The sequence below is a fragment of the Ruegeria sp. CDSA193 genome (assembly GCF_059611885.1).
In genome coordinates, this window is sequence record NZ_JBXWPN010000011.1 from 25,814 (window position 1) to 48,187 (window position 22,374).

Below are 22,374 nucleotides of genomic sequence, written 5' to 3' on the forward strand. Positions count from 1 at the left end.
ATGACTGCGTTTCTTGACACTTTGACCATCGCGGATGGAATTGGCTCAATCGGGGCGATGATCGTGGTCGCTGCGTATTTCGCCACGCAGATGCGAATGATGAATTCCGACGACCTGGCCTTTCCGGTGGTAAACCTATTGGGGTCGATTCTGATCGTCTATTCGCTGTTTGAGAACTTCAATTTGGCCTCGATGCTAATCGAATCCTTCTGGATTTTGATCAGTCTGATCGGGATCGCTCAGTTTTTCCGCCTCAGGCGGGCCCGTTAGCGGTACAGGCCGCCATCCAGCCTTGAACAGACATGCGCGCGCGTATAGGGACAAACCAAGCGCGCATAGGGGAGGCATTGATGCAGGACGATCCCAAAACCCTCGTTTCAACCGAATGGCTTGCGGCCCATCTCAAGGATCCGGACCTGCGGGTCCTGGACGGATCATGGTATCTGCCGCAACACGGACGCGACGCCAAAGCGGAATATGAAGCGACCCATATCCCCGGCGCGCGATTCTTTGACATTGATGATATTGCCGATCATCGGTCGGACCTGCCGCATATGGTGCCTCCGGTCGAGAAATTCATGTCGCGCCTGCGGGCGATGGGCGTGGGGGATGGCCATCAGGTGGTGGTCTATGACGGCTCGGGGCTGTCCTCGGCTGCGCGGGTCTGGTGGATGTTCCGCCTGATGGGGCAGGACAACATTGCTGTGCTGGACGGTGGCTTGCCGAAATGGCTTGCCGAGGGGCGAGAGGTTGAAGACCTGCCGCCTGTTATCCGCGACCGCCACATGACCGTGCGGGTTCAGAACCATCTGGTGCGTGATGTCACGCAGGTATCTGCCGCAGCCAAGCTGGGGGATCACGAGATCATCGACGCACGCGCAGTCGGCCGCTTCGCGGGTACCGATCCCGAGCCGCGCGAAGGGCTGCGGTCTGGTCGTATTCCCGGATCACGAAACGTCCCCTTCGGCACCTTGCTGAACAAGAATCACACGATGAAATCGCCCGAGGAATGCCGCGCCATTTTCGAGGCCGCTGGCGTCGACCTGTCGAAACCGGCGATTACCTCATGCGGGTCGGGTGTGACTGCCGCGATTCTCAGCCTTGCGCTCGAGCGCATGGGCAAGAAAGACCACTCGCTTTATGACGGCTCCTGGGCTGAATGGGGTGCCTTCCCGACCCTGCCCGTCGCAACCGGAGAGACCTGATGTTTGAACATCTCAAACCGCAACCTGCCGACAAGATTCTAGCGCTAATGCAGATGTACCGCGAAGACCCGCGCGATCAGAAGATCGACCTGGGTGTTGGCGTCTACAAGAATGCCGAAGGCATCACGCCAGTGATGCGCGCGGTCAAGGCCGCCGAAAAGCGCATTCTGGAAGAGCAGGAAAGCAAGGCCTATACCGGTCTGGCTGGTGATCCGGCCTATGCGGATGCGATGATTGACCTGATCCTGCGCACATCGGTGCCGCGTGGCAACATTGCCGCTGTGGCTACGCCCGGCGGAACCGGTGCTTGCCGTCAGGCATTTGAGATGATCCGCATGGCCAACCCCTCGGCCCGCGTGTTCGTCTCGAACCCGACCTGGCCAAACCATCTGTCGATCCTGAATTACCTGGGGATGGAAGCGGTTCCATACCGCTATTTCGATGGCGAGACTCGTGGCGTCGATTTCGACGGCATGATTGCCGATCTGAAAACCGCCAAGTCGGGCGATGTGGTGTTGTTGCACGGCTGTTGCCACAACCCGACCGGGGCCAACCTGAACCTGGTGCAGTGGCAGGAAGTGGTGACCATCATCAACGAGCTTGGCCTCGTGGCGATGATCGACATTGCCTATCAGGGTTTTGGCGACGGTCTGGAAGAGGATGCGCAGGCGACCCGCCTTGTTGCGTCTTCGGTCAAGGAATGCCTGATCGCGGCGTCGTGTTCCAAGAATTTCGGCGTCTACCGTGAACGCACGGGCCTATTGATGGCAATCAGCGCAGATGCGGGACAGACCGCGTTGAACCAGAGCACGCTGGCCTTTCTGAACCGCCAGAACTATTCATTCCCGCCCGACCACGGCGCGCGCGTGGTCACCACGATCCTGACCGACCCCGTCCTGCGGGCCGACTGGGAGGCCGAGCTGGAAGAGATCCGCTTGTCCATGCTGGGGCTGCGCCAGCAACTGGCCGATGAGCTGCAACGCCACAGCGGCTCCGACCGGTTCGGCTTTGTCGCCCAGCATCGCGGCATGTTCTCGCGCTTGGGCGCGGCACCGGAACTGGTGGAACAACTGCGCGCTGACCACGGCATCTACATGGTCGGCGACAGCCGTCTGAACATTGCCGGGCTGAATGCCAACACGATTCCGATTCTGGCCAAAGCGATTATCGACGTCGGAGTTTAAATCTGCGGAAAAAAAGAAACCCGGGCGACACCGCCCGGGTTTTTTGTTGGATTGGGTTGGATATCAGCCCTTGGAGAACTCCGGGTACGCTTCCATGCCCAGTTCCGCCATGTCCAGGCCGTTGATCTCATCCTCTTCGCTGACTCGAATGCCGACGGTGGCCTTCAGGATCGACCACAGGATCAAAGCGCCGACAAAGGTGAACAGACCGTAGGCGAGGATACCCAAAAGCTGCGTACCCAGGCTGGCTTCGCCGTAAAAGATCACGGCGATGGTGCCCCAGATCCCGGCGAACAGGTGAACCGGGATGGCACCGACAACGTCGTCGATCTTGAACTTGTCCAGCATTGGAACCGCAAAGACCACGATGATACCGCCTACGGCACCGATCCAAAGCGCGCCGAACAGCGTCGGGGCCAGCGGTTCCGCAGTGATCGACACCAGGCCGGCCAGCGCTCCGTTCAGCACCATGGTCAGATCAGGCTTTTTGTACAGCAGCTGTGTCAGGATCAGGGCTGCCACTGCGCCTGCCGCTGCGGCCATGTTGGTGTTAGCAAAGATCCGCGACACGTCGGATACGTCACCCACGGTTCCCATCGCCAGCTGCGAGCCGCCGTTGAAGCCGAACCACCCCAGCCACAGGATGAATGTCCCCAAAGTGGCCAGCGCCAGGTTCGAACCGGGCATCGGATGAACCTTGCCGTCTTTGTACTTGCCAATCCGCGGACCTAGGATCAGGGCACCTGCCAGAGCCGCCCAGCCGCCAACCGAATGCACGATGGTCGAGCCGGCAAAATCCGAGAAACCAGCCTCGGACAACCAGCCGCCGCCCCACTGCCACGAGCCCGAGATCGGGTACATGACGCCGGTCAGAACAATCACGAAAACCAGGAAGGGCCACAGTTTGATACGTTCAGCTACAGCACCCGATACGATCGACGCGGTTGCAGCCACAAACACCAGCTGGAAGAAGAAGTCCGAACCAACCGAAGCATAATCCAATGCCGCGGCGTCAGCACCCACGCCCACCGGATCCAGGACCGTGGTTTTGAAGAACGGTCCAACCCACCCCGCGATGGTCCAGCCGTCGCCGGGGTACATCAGGTTGAAGCCGATCAGCCAGTACATGATCGCGGCAAACGAAAACAGCGCCACGTTCTTGATCATCTGCATGGCCACGTTTTTCGACCGCACCAGCCCGCCTTCGAGCATGGCAAAGCCGGCGGCCATGAAGAACACCAGGAACCCTGCCATCAGAAACAGCAGCGTGGTGAAGATGTATTGTGTGTGCAGCGCGGCTTCGCCGGTGGCGGCCTCCTGTGCTAGGCCAATCTGCGGCAGCGCGACTATCGCGGCGGCAGGGATGAGAGATTTCATCAGGTTCATTGTCAGTCCTCGAATAGTGTTGAGTGGGGGCGCTTAAAGCGCCTCTTCGTTCGTTTCCCCGGTCCGCACGCGCAGGGCCTGCTCAACGTCGAGGACGAAAATCTTGCCGTCGCCGATCTTGCCGGTCTTGGCGGATTTGGTGATGGTTTCTACGATCTGGTCGGCCATCGTGGCGGGCACCACGATCTCAAGCTTGATCTTGGGTACAAAGTTCACCGCGTATTCGGCACCGCGATAGATTTCCGTGTGCCCCGATTGCGAGCCGAAGCCCTTGATCTCGGTTACCATCATGCCGCGTATGCCCGCGTCGGTCAGTGCCTCGCGCACCTCCTCGAGCTTGAACGGTTTGATTGTTGCAATAATCAGTTTCACGCTGTTCCCCTCTGCTTCCCCGGTCTGTCCGGCGTGTTTGCACCTGCAGAAAAAGAGCGTGCCGAAGCTGTGTAAGGAACGGTTCAGTGGTCAAATTCGGGAGGAATTGGTGAGTGAGTGCACAATTTTTGCACAGATTCTGCATATCGATTAAAATATAGGCGCGTTAGAGAGGGTGCATTCCGGAAATTCAGACCTCTACTTCATCGGTATAGCAGGGTATGGTGCCTCAAAACGATAACCGGGCAGAGTTTGAGCATGACTGAGTCCAGGCGCCGCAAGGCACCGCTTGTGGCGGACAAAAGATACGCGTCGAAGGGGCGAAAACCCACGGCGACCAAAGGCACTGCGAAACCCGCAGGCAAAAAGGCTGCGGCGCGCAAAATGACAACCCGCAAAAGCACACGGAGAAAGACACGCCGGAAATCCGGCGGTGGTGGTGGCTTTTTTCGCCGGTTGTTTCGCTGGGTCTGGCGCCTGATCTGGGGGGTAAGCTGGCGCGTGGGCGCTGTGGCTGCCCTGTTGCTGGCGCTGGCTGTCGGGGTTGTCTATACCTCTTTGCCTGATGTCGATGCTTTGCTAGACGGGCGCGCGCGCGGGTCGGTCACGTTGTTGGATCGGGATGGCAAAGTCTTTGCCTGGCGTGGGGATCAGTTCGGCGGGGTAATCACCGCGGACACGGTTTCTCCGTATCTGAAGAATGCAGTGGTCGCCACCGAGGACAAGCGATTCTACCGCCATTTCGGCGTCAGTCCTCGGGGTGTCGCTAGCGCTGTGCGTATCAACCTGCGCGAAGGGCGCGGGCCTTTGTCTGGCCATGGCGGGTCAACGATCACCCAGCAGACGGCCAAGCTGTTGTGTCTGGGTGTGCCTTACGTGCCCAGCGAATGGGAATCCGAGGCCGCCTATGAATCCGATTGTCGTCAGGGATCCCTGTGGCGCAAGGGCAAAGAGGCTGTCTATGCGATGGCGATGGAGGTCAAATACTCCAAGGATGAAATCCTGACCATCTATCTGAACCGCGCCTTCCTGGGATCTGGCGCACGCGGATTTGAGGCCGCAAGCCAGCGCTATTTCGGAATCTCTGCAGCCGAGGTCAGCCCCTCGCAGGCGGCGATGCTGGCCGGTCTGCTGGTGGCGCCGACGCGCTATGCGCCGACAAACAACCTGCAACGCTCGCAGGATCGGGCGCAGTTGGTGATCGGGCTGATGGAGGCGCAGGGCTATCTGTCCTCGGCCCAGGCCAGTGGCGCGCGCAGCAACCCGGCGCAACTGTCCGAGGCTGCGGCTGCACGCGCCGGTGGGTATTTTGCCGATTGGGTCATCACGGAATTGCCCAGCTTTTTCGGCTCGGACACCACCGATGATGTGGTGATCCGAACCACGCTGGACCAGCGCCTGCAGAAATCCGCAGAAGAGGCGTTGAAATACATCTTTGAGGAGAAGGTGCGCGAAGGGTCCAAGGCGCAAGCTGCCATCGTGGTGATGTCCGCAGATGGGGCCGTGCGGGCGATGGTCGGCGGGCGCAAGACCCGCGTATCGGGCGCATTCAACCGGGCCACACAGGCGCTGAGGCAAACAGGGTCATCCTTCAAACCCTTCGTCTATGCCACAGCGCTGGAGCTGGGCTATTCGCCGCTGGATACGGTGGTCGACGAGCCCTATTGCATCAATATCGCCGGGTCGGGGCAATGGTGCCCCAAGAACTATACCAACAAGCACTATGGCCGCGTCACGCTTGCTGATGCCCTCAAGAACTCGTTGAACATCCCGGCGGTGAAAGTGGCCGAGGTTGCCGGTCTGGAAAATGTCCGTACCGTCGCCAGTGAGTTCGGCATTGAAAGCAATCTGGCCGAGGGACCCGCGCTGGCGCTGGGCGCATCGGAAAGCACGCTGATTGAGATGACCGGGGCCTATGCCGGTATCCTGAACGGCGGTTCTGCAGTTGAGCCCTATGGGTTGACCGAGCTGAAGCTGCTGGGAGACGACGCTCCTCTGATGGCGACGAGCACCGGCATCGGTGAGCGGGTGATCAACGATAAGGCAGCCAAGCAACTGACCTGGATGATGGAACGTGTCGTGTCAGAAGGCACGGGCGCGCGCGCGAAACTGCCCGGCTGGCAAGTGGCAGGTAAGACCGGCACCACGCAGGCGGCGCGGGATGCCTGGTTCATCGGGTTCACGGCTGATTATGTGACCGGAGTCTGGATGGGTTATGACGACAACACCCCCCTGTCCGGCGTGACCGGCGGCGGGTTACCTGCGGAGATTTGGAAAGAGACGATGGTGCGCGTGACCGAGGGGATGACACCCTCTCCGCTGCCAATGCTGGCCCCCGATCCGCCCGTCCGGCAAGCGCAACCCAGACGTCAGCGCCGCAATCAGGGCAATGGGTTCGAAAATGCGATCAACAACCTACTGAACAACATCTTTGGCAACTGATGTAGGCAAGGAAAAGTCGGCGCGCAGGGTCAGCCAATGACAGCACATGGTGCAGAATGCGCGATTTGCATCCGTATCAACGTGAATTCCATCTCTGAACTGCTCTGCCGCTACCAACATGGCAATTTCTGATATGCGGGACGAAGCTGCCGTTTGCGCTTGAAAGATCAATGTCCGCTCAGCAAATGGCCACACCTGCTGACGACATCTTCTTTTCAGCGCTTTCCGTCGGTGCGGCTGCGAGCGCCCCCTCTTTCACGACGGTGACGTCATAGCCTCGTTTTCTGGCCGCCAGCGCCGTCTTTTGCACACAGTAATTCAAGTCCAAACCAACAAGGCGCAGCCTGCCGACGTCGTAACTCTCTAAAAGAGCATCCAGTTCGCCCATTTCGAATGCGTCCTGCACGCGCTTAACAAGCACATGGTCGGGTAGAGATGTAAAAACCTCGGCAATTTCGGTCCCGTCGCTGCCCTCTATCGCCTGCCCTTTCATCAAGAGTTTTGCCACTGCCTTGGTTGAAGGGATCGACCATTCCTGACGCACGGCGATGACGGGATGGCCTTGCGCTTTCGCAGCTTCTACTTCCGAAAGAATGACACCTGCGGCGGCTTCTTTTGCGGCGTTCGAGTACGGACCGCGCTCCCAGAATACCGACTGTAGATCAATCAGCAGTAGTGCTGATCCATTCCGGTCCGATATCGTTTCTCCTACACTGACCGCGCCAATGCGTCTTATACCGTTGGCGAGCCAGAGAATTAGGAGCAAGACCGCGGTGGCCAAGATAACACCGAAAGTCATTCGCTCTCTCCCGCTTGGGTTTTTAGTCTGTCCGTCACTGTGAGCACGACCTCAAGCGCCGTGGAAATGCTCTCACTGCGTAGGTTCGCACCAACCCTCTCCATAAGCTTCATTTCGTTCGAAATGATCTCTTCAATGAGGGTGCGACCGTGATCGGTCAACGTCAGGACAGGAGACCGCTTGTGGCGAGGATTTGGGCGGTGCTCGACCAGACCTGAGGCCAGCGTCTCATTGCACATGATCTGAACGTATTGCCGTTTGATTTCGAGTCTTGCCGCAATCTCTGGGACGGTCTGCTCTCCGTATTTGTCCAGCATCTCCAGAACGGCGCGCATCCGGACTGTTAGGTTGGTTCCGACCAAGCCCGTTTCAACGCAGGCTTCTGCGGCCTGCATCAAGGGGCGTGACATCCAAATCAGTTGGTGAAGTTGTTCTGCCTTCATAACGACATTATACATGTCATTTTGACAAGTGCAATGTCATCTCTAAAAAGCTGACATTAGTACATCGTGCAGCATCCGGTAAGTCTGGGCTCAAAGCAGACTAACGTCGTCCGTGGCAAGAGCCCGTGCAGACTACGTGCCTGTGATCTACGCCGTCGGCTATAGATGGGCGGCGCATCTGGCGCCGCCTCTATTTTCGGGTGTGACCTCTGATCAGAGGCTGTCGTCCAGCGCCGCCAGAATCGCGTCGCCCATTTCCGTGGTGGTAACCGGCGTGACGCCTTCATCCGCCAGCAGGTCGCCGGTGCGGACGCCATCAGCCAGGACTTTTTCGATCGCAGCTTCCAGTCGGTCAGCCTCGGCCCGCTGATCGAAGCTGTAGCGCAGGGCCATGGCAAAGCTCAGGATACAGGCGATCGGGTTGGCTTTGCCCTGACCGGCGATATCGGGGGCGGAACCGTGGACCGGCTCGTACATCGCCTTGGGGCGGCCATTGGCCATTGGTGAGCCCAAGGAGGCGGACGGCAGCATGCCCAGTGAACCGGTCAGCATCGCGGCACAGTCCGACAGGATGTCACCAAACAGGTTGTCAGTGACGATCACATCAAACTGCTTGGGCGCACGCACCAGCTGCATCGCGCCATTGTCGGCATACATGTGGCTCAGCTCGACCTCGGGATAGTCCTGAGCGACCCGGTTTACGACTTCGCGCCATAGAATGCCGGATTCCATGACATTGGCCTTTTCCATCGAGCACAGTTTCTTGTTCCGGCGCATCGCCAGCTCAAAAGCCGAGCGTGCGGCGCGTTCGATCTCGGATTCGGTATAGCGCTGGGTGTTGATGCCGACGCGTTCATTGCCTTCCTCGAAGATGCCGCGCGGCTCACCGAAATAGACGCCCGAGGTCAGCTCGCGCACGATCATGATATCCAGACCGGCAACGATGTCTTTCTTCAGCGACGAGAAATCCGCCAGCGCGTCAAAGCATTGTGCCGGGCGCAGGTTCGAATACAGGTCCATCTCTTTGCGCAGCCGTAGCAAGCCGCGCTCGGGCTTGAGGCTAAAATCCAGATCGTCGTATTTGGGTCCACCAACAGCACCCAGCAGAACTGCGTCCGCCTCCTGCGCCTTGGCCATGGTTTCGTCCGACAGCGGTTTGCCATGGGCGTCATAGGCGGCACCGCCGACCAGATCCTCGCTCACGTCGAATTCCAGGCCGCGCTTGGCACCGAACCAGTCGATGATACGGCGCACTTCGGCCATGACTTCGGGGCCAATTCCGTCTCCGGGCAGGATGAGGAGCGAGGGGTTGGACATGAAGGATCTCCTTGCGTTTGACAGCAAAGGCCCTAGCGCCTGCGCCGCATCGGGTCAATGAGACGAACCGGCCTAAACGCAGGTTCTGCACGGGAAATCGGGTTTCCGTGCCCTTGCTACGCCACGGATAGTGTGAATCAGTCAGAGATCGGCCTTTATCCCTTCGGCCAACATATCCCAGACTCGTCGGATTCGTGTCGTTTGCCGCATCGCCTGCGGTGCGGCAAGCCAAACCGGCAGCGCAGGGATTTCGACGTTTATGTCCAAAACCTCTACCTCTGGGTCGGCCTCGGCAACTCTCACGGCGCTAAAACCGATACCGCAGCCCGCGCGGACCAGTTCCCAATAGGCAGTCTGAAAGTCGCAGCGTGTGGCAAAGCTGTCCCGGTTCACCGGCCAGCCCATTTCGCGCATGCCGATAATGATCTGCTCGTTCGCATCAAACCCGACAAGGTCATGGCTCAACAGATCGTCGGGGGAATTGGGGCGGCCGGCACGATCCAGATAGGACCGGCTTGCGCAAAAGCACAGTCTGATTTCCCCCAGATGTTTCGTGATGATGTCCATCTGTTCCGGCCGAAACATCCGCACTGCGATATCGGCCTCGCGGTAGAGCAGGTTCTCGGTGGCATCGGTGGCGACCAGTTCCAGTTGTATCGCGGGTTCTGCTGCCCGTATTTGGGCCAGAATCGGCGGCAGCAGGTGATGAGAGGCAAAGACCGACGCGGTGATGCGCACCGACCCTTCCAATTCCTGAGACTGGCCTGCGGCCGTCAGGCTGAACGCGTTCATGGCTACGTGCATCTGTTGCGCCATCGGGAAAAGCTGCGCTCCGACTTCACTTAGCTTCAAGCCCCGCGCATGCCTGTCAAACAGCGAGACGCCAAGCTCATCCTCAAGTGCGTGGATCTGGCGACCCAGGGTGGGCTGGCTGCGGTTCAACTGCCGGGCAGCGGCAGACAAAGATCCGGTTTCCGCTACGGCCAGAAAGCTTTGAATCAGAGACCAGTCAGAGTGGGTGATAGATTTGTCCATTCAAAAATGAATACACGTTCTGCGTTTGGCGGCAATTCCTGAATTGAACTGAATGGCTCATATTAGATGAACAAGAGGAGGCTTATATGACGGGAACAGTCCTTATTCTGGGTGCGACGGGTCGGTTTGGACGCAATGCCGCAATAGCTTTTCGCGAGGCGGGCTGGACCGTACACTGCTTTGATCGCAAGACGCAGGACCTGAAGCGATCTGTCGAAGGGGTGGATGTTGTCGTCAATGCCTGGAATCCGGCCTATCCGGACTGGGCGCGACAAGTCCCCGAACTGCATCGTGACGTGATCAATGCGGCAGCGGATCACGGTGCAACTGTGATCCTTCCCGGCAATGTCTATGTTTTTGGCGCGCAAACGCCGGGGCCATGGTCGGGTGCAACACCGCATGCGGCGCATAATCCCCTGGGCAGGATCCGGGTTGAGATGGAAGAAGCCTATCGAAAATCCTCGGTAAGAACGATTCTTCTCAGGGCAGGTGATTTCATTGACACTTGCGCCTCGGGGAACTGGTTCGATCAGGTCATGATCAAGCCTTTGGCACGCGGCAAGATGGTTTATCCCGGTCGCCCTGATATCCCACACGCCTGGGCCTATCTGCCCGACCTGACCCGAGCGGCCGTTGCGTTGGCTGATATCCGCCAGGACCTTCCCCGTTTCTGCGAGGTTCCTTATGCCGGGTTTAACCTGACCGGCCGGGATATTGCGCAATCCTTGTCGCGGGTGACCGGTGCCGAAATAGCTGTCAGCCCCATGAAATGGTGGCCGATTCAGGCACTGCGGCCTTTCTGGAAGTTGGCGCCACATCTGGTTGAGATGCGCTATCTATGGGATCTGCCGCATAGTTTGGACGGCGCATTCTTTGACGACCTTATCCCTGGATTTCAGACGACCGACTTGGACGCGGCGATGGCTTCTGGGATCCCGAAAACAGCCAAGCAAAACGCGACCTTGGTCAGAACTGCCCGGGCCTGACCAGCGTTAGCGATGTCCCAGGTCCACCCAGACAAGCCGGTGCCGGCTGGCCTGTTCGGCGATTGCGCGCAAGTCTGCGCCCGTGTCGGGCCAAAAGATGCCTGCATCCACAACGCGTAGATCTGCCGAGGGCAGAACGTAATCAACCCGCATCTCTCCGACGGCTTTCCACTCAACCGTGGCCAATGCCCCCGAGGGGGTGGCAGGCCTTGCATCCTGCAACCGCGGGTCTGCCAGCAAGCCCTGGATAGCCTCTTTCCGGCCTTCCCCGCGCGTGGGGTCCAGATTTGCATCCCCAGCAATCACGAAAGGCCCGAGTGGGGCAGGGCCCAGAGCACCGTCCAGCACAGCGTTCCACAAGCGAATTTCGTCACGATTGCGCAACCCGTTCCGGTCCTCGGGTCCGTCGAAAACGGGCGGGGTCGCGTGAAATGTCATCAGGTTCAGGTGGCCGATCGGGGACTCGATTGGTACGATCCAATGTGCCACCGAGGACAGTCGCTGAATGCGCTGGGCGGCTTCAGAGGGAAATGGTGTGCCATCGACCGTCGGCAGATCAGCCCCCGGCAGGTCGCGCCACAGTACTCCCGAGAAATCCTGCATGTCGTCATGGCTTATGGGAAACCGGGACAGAATGGCCAGCCCGCCCTGACCGGTGAACTCGCCATAGCCTTGGGAATCTCTTGGTCCATTGGCCTGCCCGTCCCCGTCCAGATCCAGACTGGTTTCTATTCCTGAATTAGGCTTGGCGGTAAAGCGATAGGGATAGTCCAGCCCCTCGTCGCGCAGCGCCTCACCGAATGCGGTCAGCGTTTCGCCATTGAGATCCCAGTCGATGCCCTGCAAGGCAACGATATCGGGTTGGGTTTCCAACAACACCCGCATCACAGCACGAACCTGCGCATCCCCGCGCCGGATATCGCGCAGCAGAATGCCCGGTCCTTTACGGCTGAGTTCGGTGTTGAAAGTAGCTATGCGTATCGTGTCTGCCTGTGCCGCGAATGGCAGCAAAAGCAGCAGAAAAACACGAATCATGCGGTCTGTGTTGATTCAGTCGTAGAATAGGCGCGGCGTTTTTCGACAATCAGGTTTGCAATGCGCAGTGTCGCCATTCCCCGCATGATCATGCTAGCAGGCAGAAAGGCCCAAGCGCTCAACGTCCAGATCAGCGTCTGGGGGCTGTTCAGCGAGATCGGGCTCACATAATCGGTCAGGATCTTGATCAGAGCCGGGATTACAAACGGCAGCAGGACGCCGATCGAGATGTTCAACCGTCCATCACGCTGCAGACGGGTCACGACATCGCCACCCTTGGTCGGATCGAACAGCGGCAGATTGGTCCAGACGTTGAAGGCTCCGTTTCCGGTGGGCCAACCACGTATTTTCACCGCGTAGTAGAAACTGGCGATTGTGACCATAGCTGCGACATAGGCCACACTGGCAGCGATACGAACAAGTTCGATCAGCGGCGCGCTTGCGTTGACAGGCAGCATCAACACGATCAGACGCACGGGTGAATAGGGGAAATCGACCACATTGGCGACGCCCAACCCGATCACATAAAAACCTGAGGTCAATTCTGTCGGCGAATAGGCGTTTTTGCAGATCAGCGTCAGGAAAGCGACCATCGAAACCAGCCCAACAAAGCGCAGGCGGTTCACTGGTGGTGCGTCGCGAAATTCAATAAAGCTTGGGAAGGCCGAATTATATTCGGCGAAGGTCAGGAAAAACGCGAGAATGGCGAGAAAGACGACAATCTCGGTCCCATTCGTTGATGATACGGGCAAGTACAACGCGGGTGTCAGCACTAAAAGTGCAACCAATATTCCCCGAATTGCCGCCCCTGTTGTGCGCGCAATCACTATCCGAACCCTTTCAAACTGGATTAGCCGATTCTTTGCCGACTTCATTCCAACTTGTGCCTGCCACGTTACCGTTGCAGCAGATGTCATCTCTCACCAATGTTTTGCCATGGTGGGTGCCTGTACCCGCCGACATTGGCGATAAGCGACATTTCGCTCAAGCCAGGTGGCAGAAAACACTCAATTTTGGGCAAAATGATGGCGCAACTGGTGCGGGATTGCATCATTTTTGACGCAAATCCGACGTGTGTTTCAAGTCGAGACCTATATGTAGTGGTTTCGCCGTTCAGAACCCCAAGAAGGCGAATGGGGACGCCGTGGCGTCCCCATAAAGTTGAGTATCAACAGATTCGTTCCCAGAATCACACCCAGGGGCGTGCCTGGCCCGCATGATCCTCGAATTTCTCGATGTGATGGTCTTTTTCCATCGTCAGGCCAATATCGTCCAGACCGTTCAGCAGGCAGTGCTTACGATGAGAATCCACCTCGAATTCGATCACGACACCATCGGACGTGGTGATCTGCTGATCTTCCAGATGCACGGTCATGCGGGCGTTTTCGCCTCTATGCGCGTCTTCCATCAGAACCGCATGATGTTCTTCCTCGACCACGATGGGCAGAATGCCGTTCTTGAAGCAGTTGTTGAAGAAGATGTCGGCAAAGCTGGTCGAGATCACAACCTTGATGCCGAAATCCTTGATCGCCCAGGGCGCGTGTTCGCGCGATGAGCCGCAGCCGAAATTGTCGCCGGCCACCAGAATCTCGGTTTGCCGATAAGCGGGTTTGTTCAGAATGAACTCTTCATTCTCACCGCCGTGATCATGATAGCGCATCTCGTCAAACAGTACGACGCCAAGGCCGGATCGTTTGATCGTTTTCAGGTGCACTTTCGGAATGATCATATCGGTGTCGATATTGATCAATGGCATCGGGGCGGCCACCCCGTGGACTTTGTCAAACTTTTCCATGTCTACACTCCTGCGGGGGAGGGCCGCGCCCATGCCCCGCGTTTAAGCTTGTTTCGCTTCAGTTGTTTCGTCTTTGGGTGCGTCTTTGATGAACAGCGCCATGAAGACCAGACCCAGACCGTTGAACACCATCTCGATCCCCAGCAGGATTCCGAGCAGTTGCAACAGCACGACAGGATCGGTTGCTGCGAACCGCCAGATGAGCATCGCCAGAACAATCGACATCACGCCCGAGATCAGTGTCGCCCAGAAATACTGCGTACCTTTCATCTGGAACGACAAAATGACCCGCGCAATACCGCCTGCCATGAACAGGATCAGGCAGACCGTCGCCAGCGTCACGGTGCCCTGCAGCGGGTGATCCAGGAAGGACCAGCCCAGAAACAGCATCACCGCACCCATAATAAGCGACAGGATCTTGTTGCCGGTGCCCTCGACGGTGAACCCGCCGACCACCTGCAATGCCCCTGAAATCAGCAGCAGTACGCCTGTCACCACCGTTACGGCAATCGACGCCACTGCAGGCGCGCCCAGCACAAAAAGGCCGAACACTATGGACAGAAGCCCCATCAGGAGCCATTTGATCCAGTCACTCATGTCTTAAATCCCTCAAATATCCAGTTATGAGGGCAGCTTACATCAACTCGCGGACGTCTGTCAGCCGTCCTGTGATTGCCGCTGCGGCAGCCATTGCGGGGCTTAGCAGGTGGGTGCGTCCGCCGCGGCCCTGACGGCCTTCGAAGTTGCGGTTCGAGGTCGCGGCGCAGCGCTCGCCCGGTTGCAACTGGTCGGGGTTCATCGCAAGGCACATGGAACATCCCGCCAGACGCCATTCGAACCCGGCCTCTTTGAAGATCTCGGCCAGACCTTCTTCCTCGGCCTGCGCGCGGACAAGGCCTGAACCGGGCACAACCATCGCCCGCATCCCGTCCTTGATCTTTTTGCCCTTCAGAATCTCGGCAGCGGCGCGCAGGTCCTCGATGCGGCCGTTGGTGCAGGACCCGATAAAGACGGTGTCGATTTCAACGTCGCTGAGCTTCTGACCGGCTTCCAGACCCATATATTCGATCGACCGGCGGGCCGCATCGACTTTGCCACCTTCGAAATCCTCGGGGTGAGGCACGGATGCAGTGATCGGCAGCACATCCTCGGGGCTGGTGCCCCAGGTGACGACCGGTGCGATGTCTTCGCCGCGCAGGGTGATGACCTTGTCGAAATGCGCGTCTTCGTCAGTGAACAGCGTTTTCCACCAGTCCATCGCTGCTTCCCACTGGGCCCCTTTCGGGGCGTGTGGGCGGCCTTTGACATATTCGAACGTGGTCTCATCCGGGGCGATCAGGCCGGCTCGGGCGCCGCCCTCGATGGCCATGTTGCAGACGGTCATGCGGCCTTCCATCGACAGATTGCGGATCGCTTCGCCGCAATATTCGATGACATAGCCGGTGCCACCAGCAGTGCCGGTCTCGCCGATCACGGCCAGAGTGATATCCTTGGCGGTCACGCCCGGCTGCAGTGTGCCGGTGATTTCCACCTTCATGTTCTTGGATTTCTTCTGGATCAGGGTTTGCGTGGCCAGAACATGCTCGACCTCGGACGTGCCGATGCCATGGGCCAGCGCACCAAACGCTCCATGAGTCGCTGTGTGGCTGTCGCCGCAGACAACGGTCATGCCGGGCAGGGTCCAGCCCTGTTCGGGGCCAACGATGTGCACGATGCCCTGGCGAACGTCATTCACCGGGTAATAGTGAATGCCGAAATCCTTGGCGTTCTTGTCCAGTGCCTCGACCTGAATGCGCGACTCGGGGTTTTCAATGCCGTTCACGCGATCCGGCGTGGTGGGCACGTTGTGATCCGGTACCGCGATGGTCTTTTCCGGCGCGCGCACCTTGCGACCCGCCATGCGCAGGCCTTCGAATGCCTGCGGGCTGGTCACTTCGTGGACCAGATGGCGGTCGATATACAGCAGGCAGGTGCCATCATCGGCTTCGTGCGCGACATGGGCATCCCAGATCTTGTCATAGAGTGTTTTGGGGGACATCGGTCCTCTCCCGTATGTATTGAGATTTAGCTGGCGAGTGGCTGGACGCCGTTTATAGGCGGGCCAGAACCGTGCGGGCGGCCCCAAAGAACCGTTCACGCAGTCGCGTGTGGTCTTGCAACGTAGGTGCTGGGGTCAGATTGAGTCTCATGCGCATCAGATATATCGCGTCAGTCCGTCAATCAAGGCGCAATCCTGCGGCGGGCTTGCATCATGCGTCAACGCTGTCCAAGCTGGCAAGCAGGAGACGTGCATGAACCCAGACCTGATACCCAGTTCGCTGTCTGATCTGTATCAGACCATGATCGAGGCCTTTTCCCTGCAATTCGATAGACTGGTCGATCTGGTCATTACACCGGGCTGGCGTCAACATCAGCTGGTCATCATCCTGGGTCTCTGGGCGCTGGCCTATGTGTTGAAGCTGGTTACGCAGGGCCGATGGGAGGCCTGGGCCCGTGCCCGCTCTGGTTGGCCCAAATGGCGGTTGCGCACGCTGATCCAGCTGATGCAACGTCTGACGCTTGTCTATTTCGTCACGCTGTCCTGGATGCTGTATCTGGTGATGCAGCAGATCACCTGGCCATCGCGCAGCTATATCATCGGGGTGGTAGCAACTTTGGCTACCGCTTGGCTGGCGATTGCGCTAGTGGCCCGTCTGGTCCGAAACCGGACGCTGCGGCGAATTTTCAAATGGGCAATGTGGGCCTATGCGACGCTGATTGCGCTGAACTTGACCGATGACGTCGCCGGGTTTCTGGATGGGGTGGCGATCTCGATCGGGGATCTGCACCTCTCGGCGTTGGGTATCCTCAAGGCGCTTTTGCTGATTGGCGTGTTGTTGACGCTGGCCCGTCTTGGCACCGGTGCTGCTGAACGTGGCCTCAAACGCAATGACGATATCTCGCCGTCAATGCAGGTCTTGTTGGCCAAGGGATTACAGGTCGTCATCTATGGCGCCGTCTTCATGGCCGCCATTCGGACGCTGGGCTTTGACTTGACGGGTATTGCGCTGTTGTCGGGGGCCATTGGCGTCGGCATCGGCTTTGGTTTGCAGAAAGTGGTGTCGAATCTGATCTCGGGCATCATCATCCTGATGGATCGGTCGATCAAACCGGGCGATGTGATTTCGCTGGGCGACACGTTCGGCTGGATCAACGCGCTGGGCGCGCGCTATGTCTCGGTGGTCACACGGGATGGGCGCGAATACCTGATCCCGAACGAGGATTTGATCACCAATCAGGTGGTGAACTGGTCGCATTCGGACCGGTTCGTGCGGCTGGATCTGACATTTGGCACAAGTTACACGGATGACCCCCATAATGTGCGGGCAACGGCAATCCATGCGGTTAAATCTGTCGAGCGTGTGCTCAGTGGCAGCGGACATGACGCGGTTTGCCATATCACCGGCTTCGGCGACAGCAGCGTGGACTATGTGCTGCGGTTCTGGATCAGCGATCCGACCAAAGGGCTGACCAATATACGGGGCAATGTCTATCTGGCGCTGTGGGACGCATTCCAGGCCGAAGGCATCTCGATCCCCTTCCCGCAGCGAGAGGTGCGCGTGCTGAACGACGACACCGATGCGCAACAGCTTGCCACCGACTAAGCAAACGTTGCGGCCCTTTGACCCCGTGTTCATTGAAATGTTGCAATCTCCTTGCTACCTTATTAGTACCCCGGCGCCGGGATATCATGGCGCGCAGCAAAGGAGGACTATGTCCTGTCTCTACACACTCAGGCGGGTTTGCCCGCCGAAGATGGGGCCAACATGATGGCCCACTCTCAGTCAATCAGCGACAAGCTGCTTGAACGTATCCTTTCCTCACTTTCCGATGACAAGGCCGAAGACGTCGTGCAGATCAACCTGCAGGGCAAGTCGTCCGTCGCGGATCACATGGTTATTGCCTCGGGTCGGTCGACCCGTCAGGTCTCGGCCATGGCGGAAAAGCTGACGGATCGCATCAAGCAGGAATTCGGTTTCACCTCGAAGGTCGAAGGCAAGGATGCCGGCGACTGGGTGCTGATCGATACGGGCGACGTGGTCGTTCATATCTTCCGCCCCGAAGTGCGTGAATTCTATCAGCTGGAAAAGATGTGGCAGCCTGCGGGCGGCAGCGCCTCGGCGAACTGAGGCGCTATCCCGGCCTGCATTAACGGGTCGGCGGCGAGAGAGATATGCGGATCAGCATAGTTGCGGTCGGGCGATTGCGCGCCGGACCCGAAAAGTCCCTGCTTGATGATTACCTGACCCGATTTGATCGGACCGGCCGCGCGCTGGGCCTTGGGCCTGCGCGGGTGATCGAGGTCGAAGACAAGAAAAACGCAGGGATTGGGGCCGAGGCCACATTGCTGCGCAAGGCGCTGCCCAAAGGCACCGTAATCTGCACGCTGGATGAACGGGGGCGGGTGATGTCCTCGCCCGATTTTGCACAAAAACTGGGAGGTTGGCGTGATGCGGGGCGGCAGGATCTGGCGCTGCTTATTGGCGGTGCCGACGGAATAGACCCTGATCTGCGCGCCGAGGCGGATTTCTCCATCTCTTTCGGGTCCATGGTCTGGCCCCACATGCTGGTCCGTGTGATGCTGGCCGAGCAACTTTATCGGGCCGCAACCATCCTGTCGGGCGGTCCCTATCACCGGGTCTGACATGGCGCAGCTATTGATCGTTTACCATTCACGCACCGGCGGCGCCCGGCAGATGGCCGAAGCTGCTGCCGAAGGTGCGCACGATGAGGCCGACACCGTTTTGAAGCCCGCAGAGCGGGCCGGACCCCAAGATCTGCTGGCCGCAGATGGCTATATCTTCTGCGCACCCGAAAACCTGGCGGCGATTTCGGGCGTGATGAAAGAGTTTTACGACCGCTGTTATTATCCGGTTCTTGGTCGCATCGAAGGTCGCCCCTTTGCCCAGATGATCTGTGCCGGGTCCGACGGGCAGAATGCGGCACGACAGACGGCCCGAATTGCAACCGGATGGCGGCTGAAAGAAGTTCAGTTGCCGTTGATCATATGCACCCATGCACAAACGCCCGAGGCGATCCTAGCCGAAAAACGCATCCCCGAAGAAGCACTGCAGACATGCCGCGACTTGGGGCAGGCGATGGCCGCAGGGCTGGCGTTGGGCGTATTCTGAGGTCAGTTCAGCGGCACAACAATGGTTTCGTCTGCCCAGCCATCCACGCTGCAACGGGCCTGTATCTGGACCTGAGATGTACCATCCGGAATTGCCACCCCGCCCAGCGAGCGGGTAAAGGGCTGTTCCGTCTCATGCGGGTGATGCAACACACGCATCCCCAGCTCATTCCCGTCCATATCCAGCACACGCCAGCCATCGGCATAGTGATCCCATCCGGTGTCCGGATGCCGGATCGTCACGTCGAAACGCCAACTGCCACCGCTGGACGAGGCGTTGACCTGCTCGATCGTTGGCGGATCGGCTAGGGTGGGGCTGGCCAGAAAGGTGCAGAGAATCACATATCGCATGTTTCGATCCTAAACTCTTGGCGGGCCCCACAAAGGTTTTCTTTTTGGCTGCATAGCGTTTTACGCGGGTAGATCCGACTCCAAACGGAGGGCTGGGGAATTGTCCACGGCAGCAAACCGACATCCTAGTGCTGCCAGATCGCCAACAGCACGTGGGCAACTTCTATGCAACCAGTTGCAATCACTATAGTATCAGAGCATCACATGAAACGTAGTTTGCACGCACAACCAATAGCTTCAGTATGGTTCGTTATCGGGCAAGGTCGATCTGCATGTCGGGATCAATTCCTCTATTTGCTCTATAAGTATGTCAAAATCACTCAGTTGCGTTCGGTGATTGGAAATGGCGCAGCGCAGCGCATAAGTTGAACCAACTCTCGTGTCAGAGAGCGCCGCAACCCCATCTTCCTGCAGTCGCAGCATGACTTCTCGGTTGAGGGCTTCGAGATTGGATTCCGTCATATTGGGCAGGCAAATGCGAAAGCACACGATGTCCAACATAGGATCGGCTAAAAGTTCGATATCCTGTGCCACTCGGATGCGATCCGCCAGATACTCTGCTTGGTTGATGTTCTGGTCGATCAGCCGACCAAATTTTTCGACACCATGTTCCTTCAGGCTCATCCAAACCTTAAGCGCTCGGAACCCGCGCGATGTCTGAATGCCAAAATCATGTAGCCAATCGGCAGCGGCGACGCCACGTGGTTCCTTCTCCAGGTATGACTGGCTAAGTGCGAAAGTATCAACATGTTGCGATTTGTCTTTGACCACACAACAGCCAACCTCAAACGGTGCATGCAGCCATTTATGTGGGTCCAGCGCAACAGAGTCAGCTTTGTCCAGACCGTTTAGCTTAACTCCGTTTTTAGGAGCGATAGCGGCTAGTGCTCCGATGCAACCGTCCACGTGAAGCCAGAGACCTTCGCGCCGGGACACATCTGCGAGTGCGGACAAATCGTCAATTGCGCCGGTGTTGATAGTTCCAGCTGTTGCGATAATGGCGACTGGCTGGATGCCATGCGCGCGGTCTTCGGCAATCTGTGCACGCAAGGCTGTAACGTCCATCGTATAGTCTGATCGGGATGGCAGGCACCGCAGGGAATTTGATCCAAGGCCCAGCACTTCCATTGCAGTCAGATGGCAGCCATGAACCTGATCGGACGCATAAAACGCTAGCCTAGCACCGCCGACCCCATGTTCCCTGATGGTTTGCTGGCCGAGCGCTGTGTTGCGCGCAACCGTGAGGCCTATCAGGTTGGCTACGGAGCCACCACTGGTCAAGGTTCCACTAGCACCAGCCGGGAACCCGACCATGGTCTTGAGCCAGTCCACCACTTGCTGGTCCATAAGGGCTGCGGCGTGATTTCCGCCGCCGAGGTTTGACCCCAGAATGGCAGCTAAAAAGTCGCCGAGAGCGCCGGTGAAATTGCTGGCACCCATATACCACATCCAAAATCTGGGATGGATGTTACCCATTGGATAGGGCAGCAAGTTGGTTTTCATCTCTTCAAAGACTGTATCAAGTGGCATTCCCGATCTCGGTAGCGCTTCTTTGTATGTCGCGCGCACGCTGTCTGGCATGTTTTGCCAAACAGGAGATTCGCGCACATTGGAAAGCCGAAACACAGCTTCATCCACCATGCGGTACGCCGTGACACGCATGGCCTCCCAGTCTTCCGGGTCGAGTGTTTCTTCCTGATGCAGCATTCTGTCCATTACTCGCCCGCCATTTGCGCACTTGGTGTGGACAGGGAAATCGCGCGTTCCTCGTCGGTCATCTCGGCCTCGATGTCGTCAAACAAAGGCGTCGAAAGATAGCGTTCAGCCGTATCTGGCAACATCGCCAAAATAACGGATCCTTCAGGGGCGGTCTTAGCAACTTGCAGTGCTGCCAGAACCGTGCCGCCACCTGACACCCCCGTCAGAATGCCCTCTTTCTGGGCAAGCTGCTGTGCCATTTTGATCGCGCCAGGACCGGCGACAGGCATCAGTTCGTCAAATGATCCGTTGTCCAAAGCTTCTTGCAACACAGCCGGGATAAAGTCAGGTGACCAACCTTGAAACGGGTGCGGTTGCCAAGCTGAATGACCGGCGGCAGGGCTTCCATCAGAATTGCGATCCTGCGCAATCCCACTTCCTACGAGTCCGGCATTTTCAGGTTCGGTCAGGATAATCCGGGTATCGGGTGACTCGCGGCGCAGCACGCGCGCAACTCCGGTCAATGTCCCTCCTGTGCCAAATCCCGTTACAAAATGCGTCAGCCGCTTATCCTTGAAATCTGCGATAATTTCCGGACCTGTTGTCATTTCATGAACTTTTGCATTCGCGTCCGTTTCAAATTGACGGGCCAGAAACCAACCGTTGGCCTCGGCCAGCTCCACCGCCTTGTTGTACATTCCTATCGCCTTTTCGGCCCGCGGTGTCAGCACCACTTTCGCCCCCAACACCCGCATGAGGCGCCGCCGTTCGACGGAAAAACTGTCCGCCATTACGATCACCAATGGATAGCCCTTTGCAGCACACACCATCGCCAGACCAATTCCGGTGTTGCCGCTGGTTGCCTCAACAACCGTTTGGCCCGGTTTTAGTGCACCGCTATTTTCGGCCTCTTCGATAATGCTAAGCGCTAGCCTGTCTTTGACAGATGCTGCGGGGTTGAAAAATTCGGCTTTGACAAAAAGCTCTACGTGATCTGGTGCCAGATTGTTGATCCGGACTACCGGCGTTTGTCCGATTGTTTCGTTGATATTTGCGTAAATCACTTTCCTGGCCCCTCTTTGAATGGATGATGTTCTGCATTAATGTACTGACTTTGCCCGATGGTTCGCGCACAAGCTTGCAGACAGCTTGTAGA

The 22,374-nt window shown here is 58.0% G+C and carries 24 protein-coding genes; 9 read left to right on the plus strand and 15 right to left on the minus strand.

Features of this window, described 5'->3' with window-relative positions; all coding sequences use genetic code 11:
- The 3 genes from AC2FLG_RS18250 to AC2FLG_RS18260 all read left to right on the plus strand — a co-directional run bounded on the left by AC2FLG_RS18250 (position 1) and on the right by AC2FLG_RS18260 (position 2,389).
- A complete protein-coding gene (locus AC2FLG_RS18250; protein ID WP_142638410.1) occupies positions 1-270 on the plus strand; it encodes a CBU_0592 family membrane protein in 270 nt (89 codons plus the stop codon).
- Positions 271-350: 80 nt separating this feature from the next.
- A complete protein-coding gene (sseA, locus tag AC2FLG_RS18255; protein ID WP_496707430.1) occupies positions 351-1,205 on the plus strand; it encodes a 3-mercaptopyruvate sulfurtransferase in 855 nt (284 codons plus the stop codon).
- Positions 1,205-2,389: an amino acid aminotransferase gene (locus tag AC2FLG_RS18260; RefSeq protein WP_496707431.1), complete on the plus strand. Its 1,185-nt coding sequence runs from the start codon at positions 1,205-1,207 to the stop codon at positions 2,387-2,389. The genes sseA and AC2FLG_RS18260 overlap by 1 nt, the downstream gene beginning before the upstream one ends.
- A 63-nt stretch (positions 2,390-2,452) precedes the next feature.
- On the opposite strand, the gene AC2FLG_RS18265 is transcribed toward AC2FLG_RS18260, so the two are convergent.
- A complete protein-coding gene (locus AC2FLG_RS18265) occupies positions 2,453-3,775 on the minus strand; it encodes an ammonium transporter (protein ID WP_281973849.1) in 1,323 nt (440 codons plus the stop codon).
- Positions 3,776-3,808: 33 nt separating this feature from the next.
- On the minus strand, positions 3,809-4,147 hold the full coding sequence (locus tag AC2FLG_RS18270; protein ID WP_142638403.1) for a P-II family nitrogen regulator: 339 nt from the start codon (positions 4,145-4,147) through the stop codon (positions 3,809-3,811).
- Positions 4,148-4,405: 258 nt separating this feature from the next.
- Between AC2FLG_RS18270 and AC2FLG_RS18275 the strand changes: the two genes are divergently transcribed.
- The gene (locus AC2FLG_RS18275) at positions 4,406-6,589 is read left to right on the plus strand and encodes a transglycosylase domain-containing protein (RefSeq protein WP_496707433.1); all 2,184 of its coding nucleotides are present in this window, start codon (positions 4,406-4,408) and stop codon (positions 6,587-6,589) included.
- Between the two features lie 178 nt (positions 6,590-6,767).
- Here AC2FLG_RS18275 and AC2FLG_RS18280 read toward each other — a convergent pair whose 3' ends face one another.
- The 4 genes from AC2FLG_RS18280 to AC2FLG_RS18295 all read right to left on the minus strand — a co-directional run bounded on the left by AC2FLG_RS18280 (position 6,768) and on the right by AC2FLG_RS18295 (position 10,183).
- Positions 6,768-7,388, minus strand: coding sequence for a cysteine hydrolase family protein (locus AC2FLG_RS18280; RefSeq protein ID WP_496691970.1), 621 nt, complete (start codon positions 7,386-7,388; stop codon positions 6,768-6,770).
- A complete protein-coding gene (locus AC2FLG_RS18285; RefSeq protein WP_496691971.1) occupies positions 7,385-7,798 on the minus strand; it encodes a MarR family winged helix-turn-helix transcriptional regulator in 414 nt (137 codons plus the stop codon). The genes AC2FLG_RS18280 and AC2FLG_RS18285 overlap by 4 nt, the downstream gene beginning before the upstream one ends.
- A gap of 246 nt (positions 7,799-8,044) precedes the next feature.
- The gene (gene leuB / locus AC2FLG_RS18290; RefSeq protein ID WP_496707435.1) at positions 8,045-9,148 is read right to left on the minus strand and encodes a 3-isopropylmalate dehydrogenase; all 1,104 of its coding nucleotides are present in this window, start codon (positions 9,146-9,148) and stop codon (positions 8,045-8,047) included.
- A 141-nt stretch (positions 9,149-9,289) separates the two neighbouring features.
- The gene (locus AC2FLG_RS18295) at positions 9,290-10,183 is read right to left on the minus strand and encodes a LysR family transcriptional regulator (protein WP_142638394.1); all 894 of its coding nucleotides are present in this window, start codon (positions 10,181-10,183) and stop codon (positions 9,290-9,292) included.
- A gap of 86 nt (positions 10,184-10,269) precedes the next feature.
- On the opposite strand from AC2FLG_RS18295, the gene AC2FLG_RS18300 reads away from it, so the two are divergent.
- Positions 10,270-11,169, plus strand: coding sequence for a sugar nucleotide-binding protein (locus AC2FLG_RS18300; RefSeq protein ID WP_496707437.1), 900 nt, complete (start codon positions 10,270-10,272; stop codon positions 11,167-11,169).
- A 6-nt stretch (positions 11,170-11,175) separates the two neighbouring features.
- Here the strand turns inward: AC2FLG_RS18300 and AC2FLG_RS18305 are convergent, their stop codons facing one another.
- From AC2FLG_RS18305 to AC2FLG_RS18330, 6 genes are all read right to left on the minus strand, one after another.
- On the minus strand, positions 11,176-12,204 hold the full coding sequence (locus AC2FLG_RS18305; protein ID WP_496707438.1) for an endonuclease/exonuclease/phosphatase family protein: 1,029 nt from the start codon (positions 12,202-12,204) through the stop codon (positions 11,176-11,178).
- Positions 12,201-13,031, minus strand: a complete 831-nt coding sequence (locus AC2FLG_RS18310; RefSeq protein WP_496707541.1) for a hypothetical protein — start codon at positions 13,029-13,031, stop codon at positions 12,201-12,203. The genes AC2FLG_RS18305 and AC2FLG_RS18310 overlap by 4 nt, the downstream gene beginning before the upstream one ends.
- Before the next feature lie 362 nt (positions 13,032-13,393).
- Positions 13,394-13,999 carry a 3-isopropylmalate dehydratase small subunit gene (gene leuD, locus AC2FLG_RS18315; protein WP_142638386.1) on the minus strand — a complete coding sequence of 202 codons (606 nt, stop codon included), beginning with the start codon at positions 13,997-13,999 and terminating at the stop codon, positions 13,394-13,396.
- A 42-nt stretch (positions 14,000-14,041) separates the two neighbouring features.
- Positions 14,042-14,596, minus strand: coding sequence for an HdeD family acid-resistance protein (locus AC2FLG_RS18320; protein ID WP_142638384.1), 555 nt, complete (start codon positions 14,594-14,596; stop codon positions 14,042-14,044).
- Positions 14,597-14,633: 37 nt separating this feature from the next.
- Positions 14,634-16,037: a 3-isopropylmalate dehydratase large subunit gene (gene leuC, locus AC2FLG_RS18325; protein ID WP_496689877.1), complete on the minus strand. Its 1,404-nt coding sequence runs from the start codon at positions 16,035-16,037 to the stop codon at positions 14,634-14,636.
- Between the two features lie 52 nt (positions 16,038-16,089).
- Positions 16,090-16,188 carry an isopropylmalate isomerase gene (locus tag AC2FLG_RS18330; RefSeq protein WP_246097255.1) on the minus strand — a complete coding sequence of 33 codons (99 nt, stop codon included), beginning with the start codon at positions 16,186-16,188 and terminating at the stop codon, positions 16,090-16,092.
- Between the two features lie 102 nt (positions 16,189-16,290).
- Between AC2FLG_RS18330 and AC2FLG_RS18335 the strand changes: the two genes are divergently transcribed.
- The 4 genes from AC2FLG_RS18335 (at position 16,291) to AC2FLG_RS18350 (ending at position 19,170) form a co-directional block, all read left to right on the plus strand.
- Complete coding sequence (locus tag AC2FLG_RS18335) at positions 16,291-17,643, plus strand: mechanosensitive ion channel family protein (RefSeq protein WP_142638378.1); 1,353 nt, start codon at positions 16,291-16,293, stop codon at positions 17,641-17,643.
- Positions 17,644-17,805: 162 nt separating this feature from the next.
- Positions 17,806-18,168: a ribosome silencing factor gene (rsfS, locus tag AC2FLG_RS18340; RefSeq protein ID WP_142638376.1), complete on the plus strand. Its 363-nt coding sequence runs from the start codon at positions 17,806-17,808 to the stop codon at positions 18,166-18,168.
- Positions 18,169-18,212: 44 nt separating this feature from the next.
- Positions 18,213-18,683 (plus strand): 23S rRNA (pseudouridine(1915)-N(3))-methyltransferase RlmH, encoded by a 471-nt coding sequence (gene rlmH / locus AC2FLG_RS18345; protein WP_142638374.1) that lies wholly within the window; start codon positions 18,213-18,215, stop codon positions 18,681-18,683.
- A 1-nt stretch (position 18,684) separates the two neighbouring features.
- Positions 18,685-19,170 carry a flavodoxin family protein gene (locus AC2FLG_RS18350; RefSeq protein WP_142638373.1) on the plus strand — a complete coding sequence of 162 codons (486 nt, stop codon included), beginning with the start codon at positions 18,685-18,687 and terminating at the stop codon, positions 19,168-19,170.
- A gap of 2 nt (positions 19,171-19,172) precedes the next feature.
- Here AC2FLG_RS18350 and AC2FLG_RS18355 read toward each other — a convergent pair whose 3' ends face one another.
- The 3 genes from AC2FLG_RS18355 to AC2FLG_RS18365 form a co-directional block, all read right to left on the minus strand.
- The gene (locus AC2FLG_RS18355; RefSeq protein ID WP_142638371.1) at positions 19,173-19,520 is read right to left on the minus strand and encodes a hypothetical protein; all 348 of its coding nucleotides are present in this window, start codon (positions 19,518-19,520) and stop codon (positions 19,173-19,175) included.
- Between the two features lie 237 nt (positions 19,521-19,757).
- Positions 19,758-21,236, minus strand: coding sequence for a pyridoxal phosphate-dependent decarboxylase family protein (locus AC2FLG_RS18360; RefSeq protein ID WP_496707440.1), 1,479 nt, complete (start codon positions 21,234-21,236; stop codon positions 19,758-19,760).
- Positions 21,236-22,282, minus strand: a complete 1,047-nt coding sequence (locus tag AC2FLG_RS18365; protein ID WP_496707442.1) for a PLP-dependent cysteine synthase family protein — start codon at positions 22,280-22,282, stop codon at positions 21,236-21,238. The genes AC2FLG_RS18360 and AC2FLG_RS18365 overlap by 1 nt, the downstream gene beginning before the upstream one ends.
- Between the last annotated feature and the right edge of the window lie 92 nt (positions 22,283-22,374).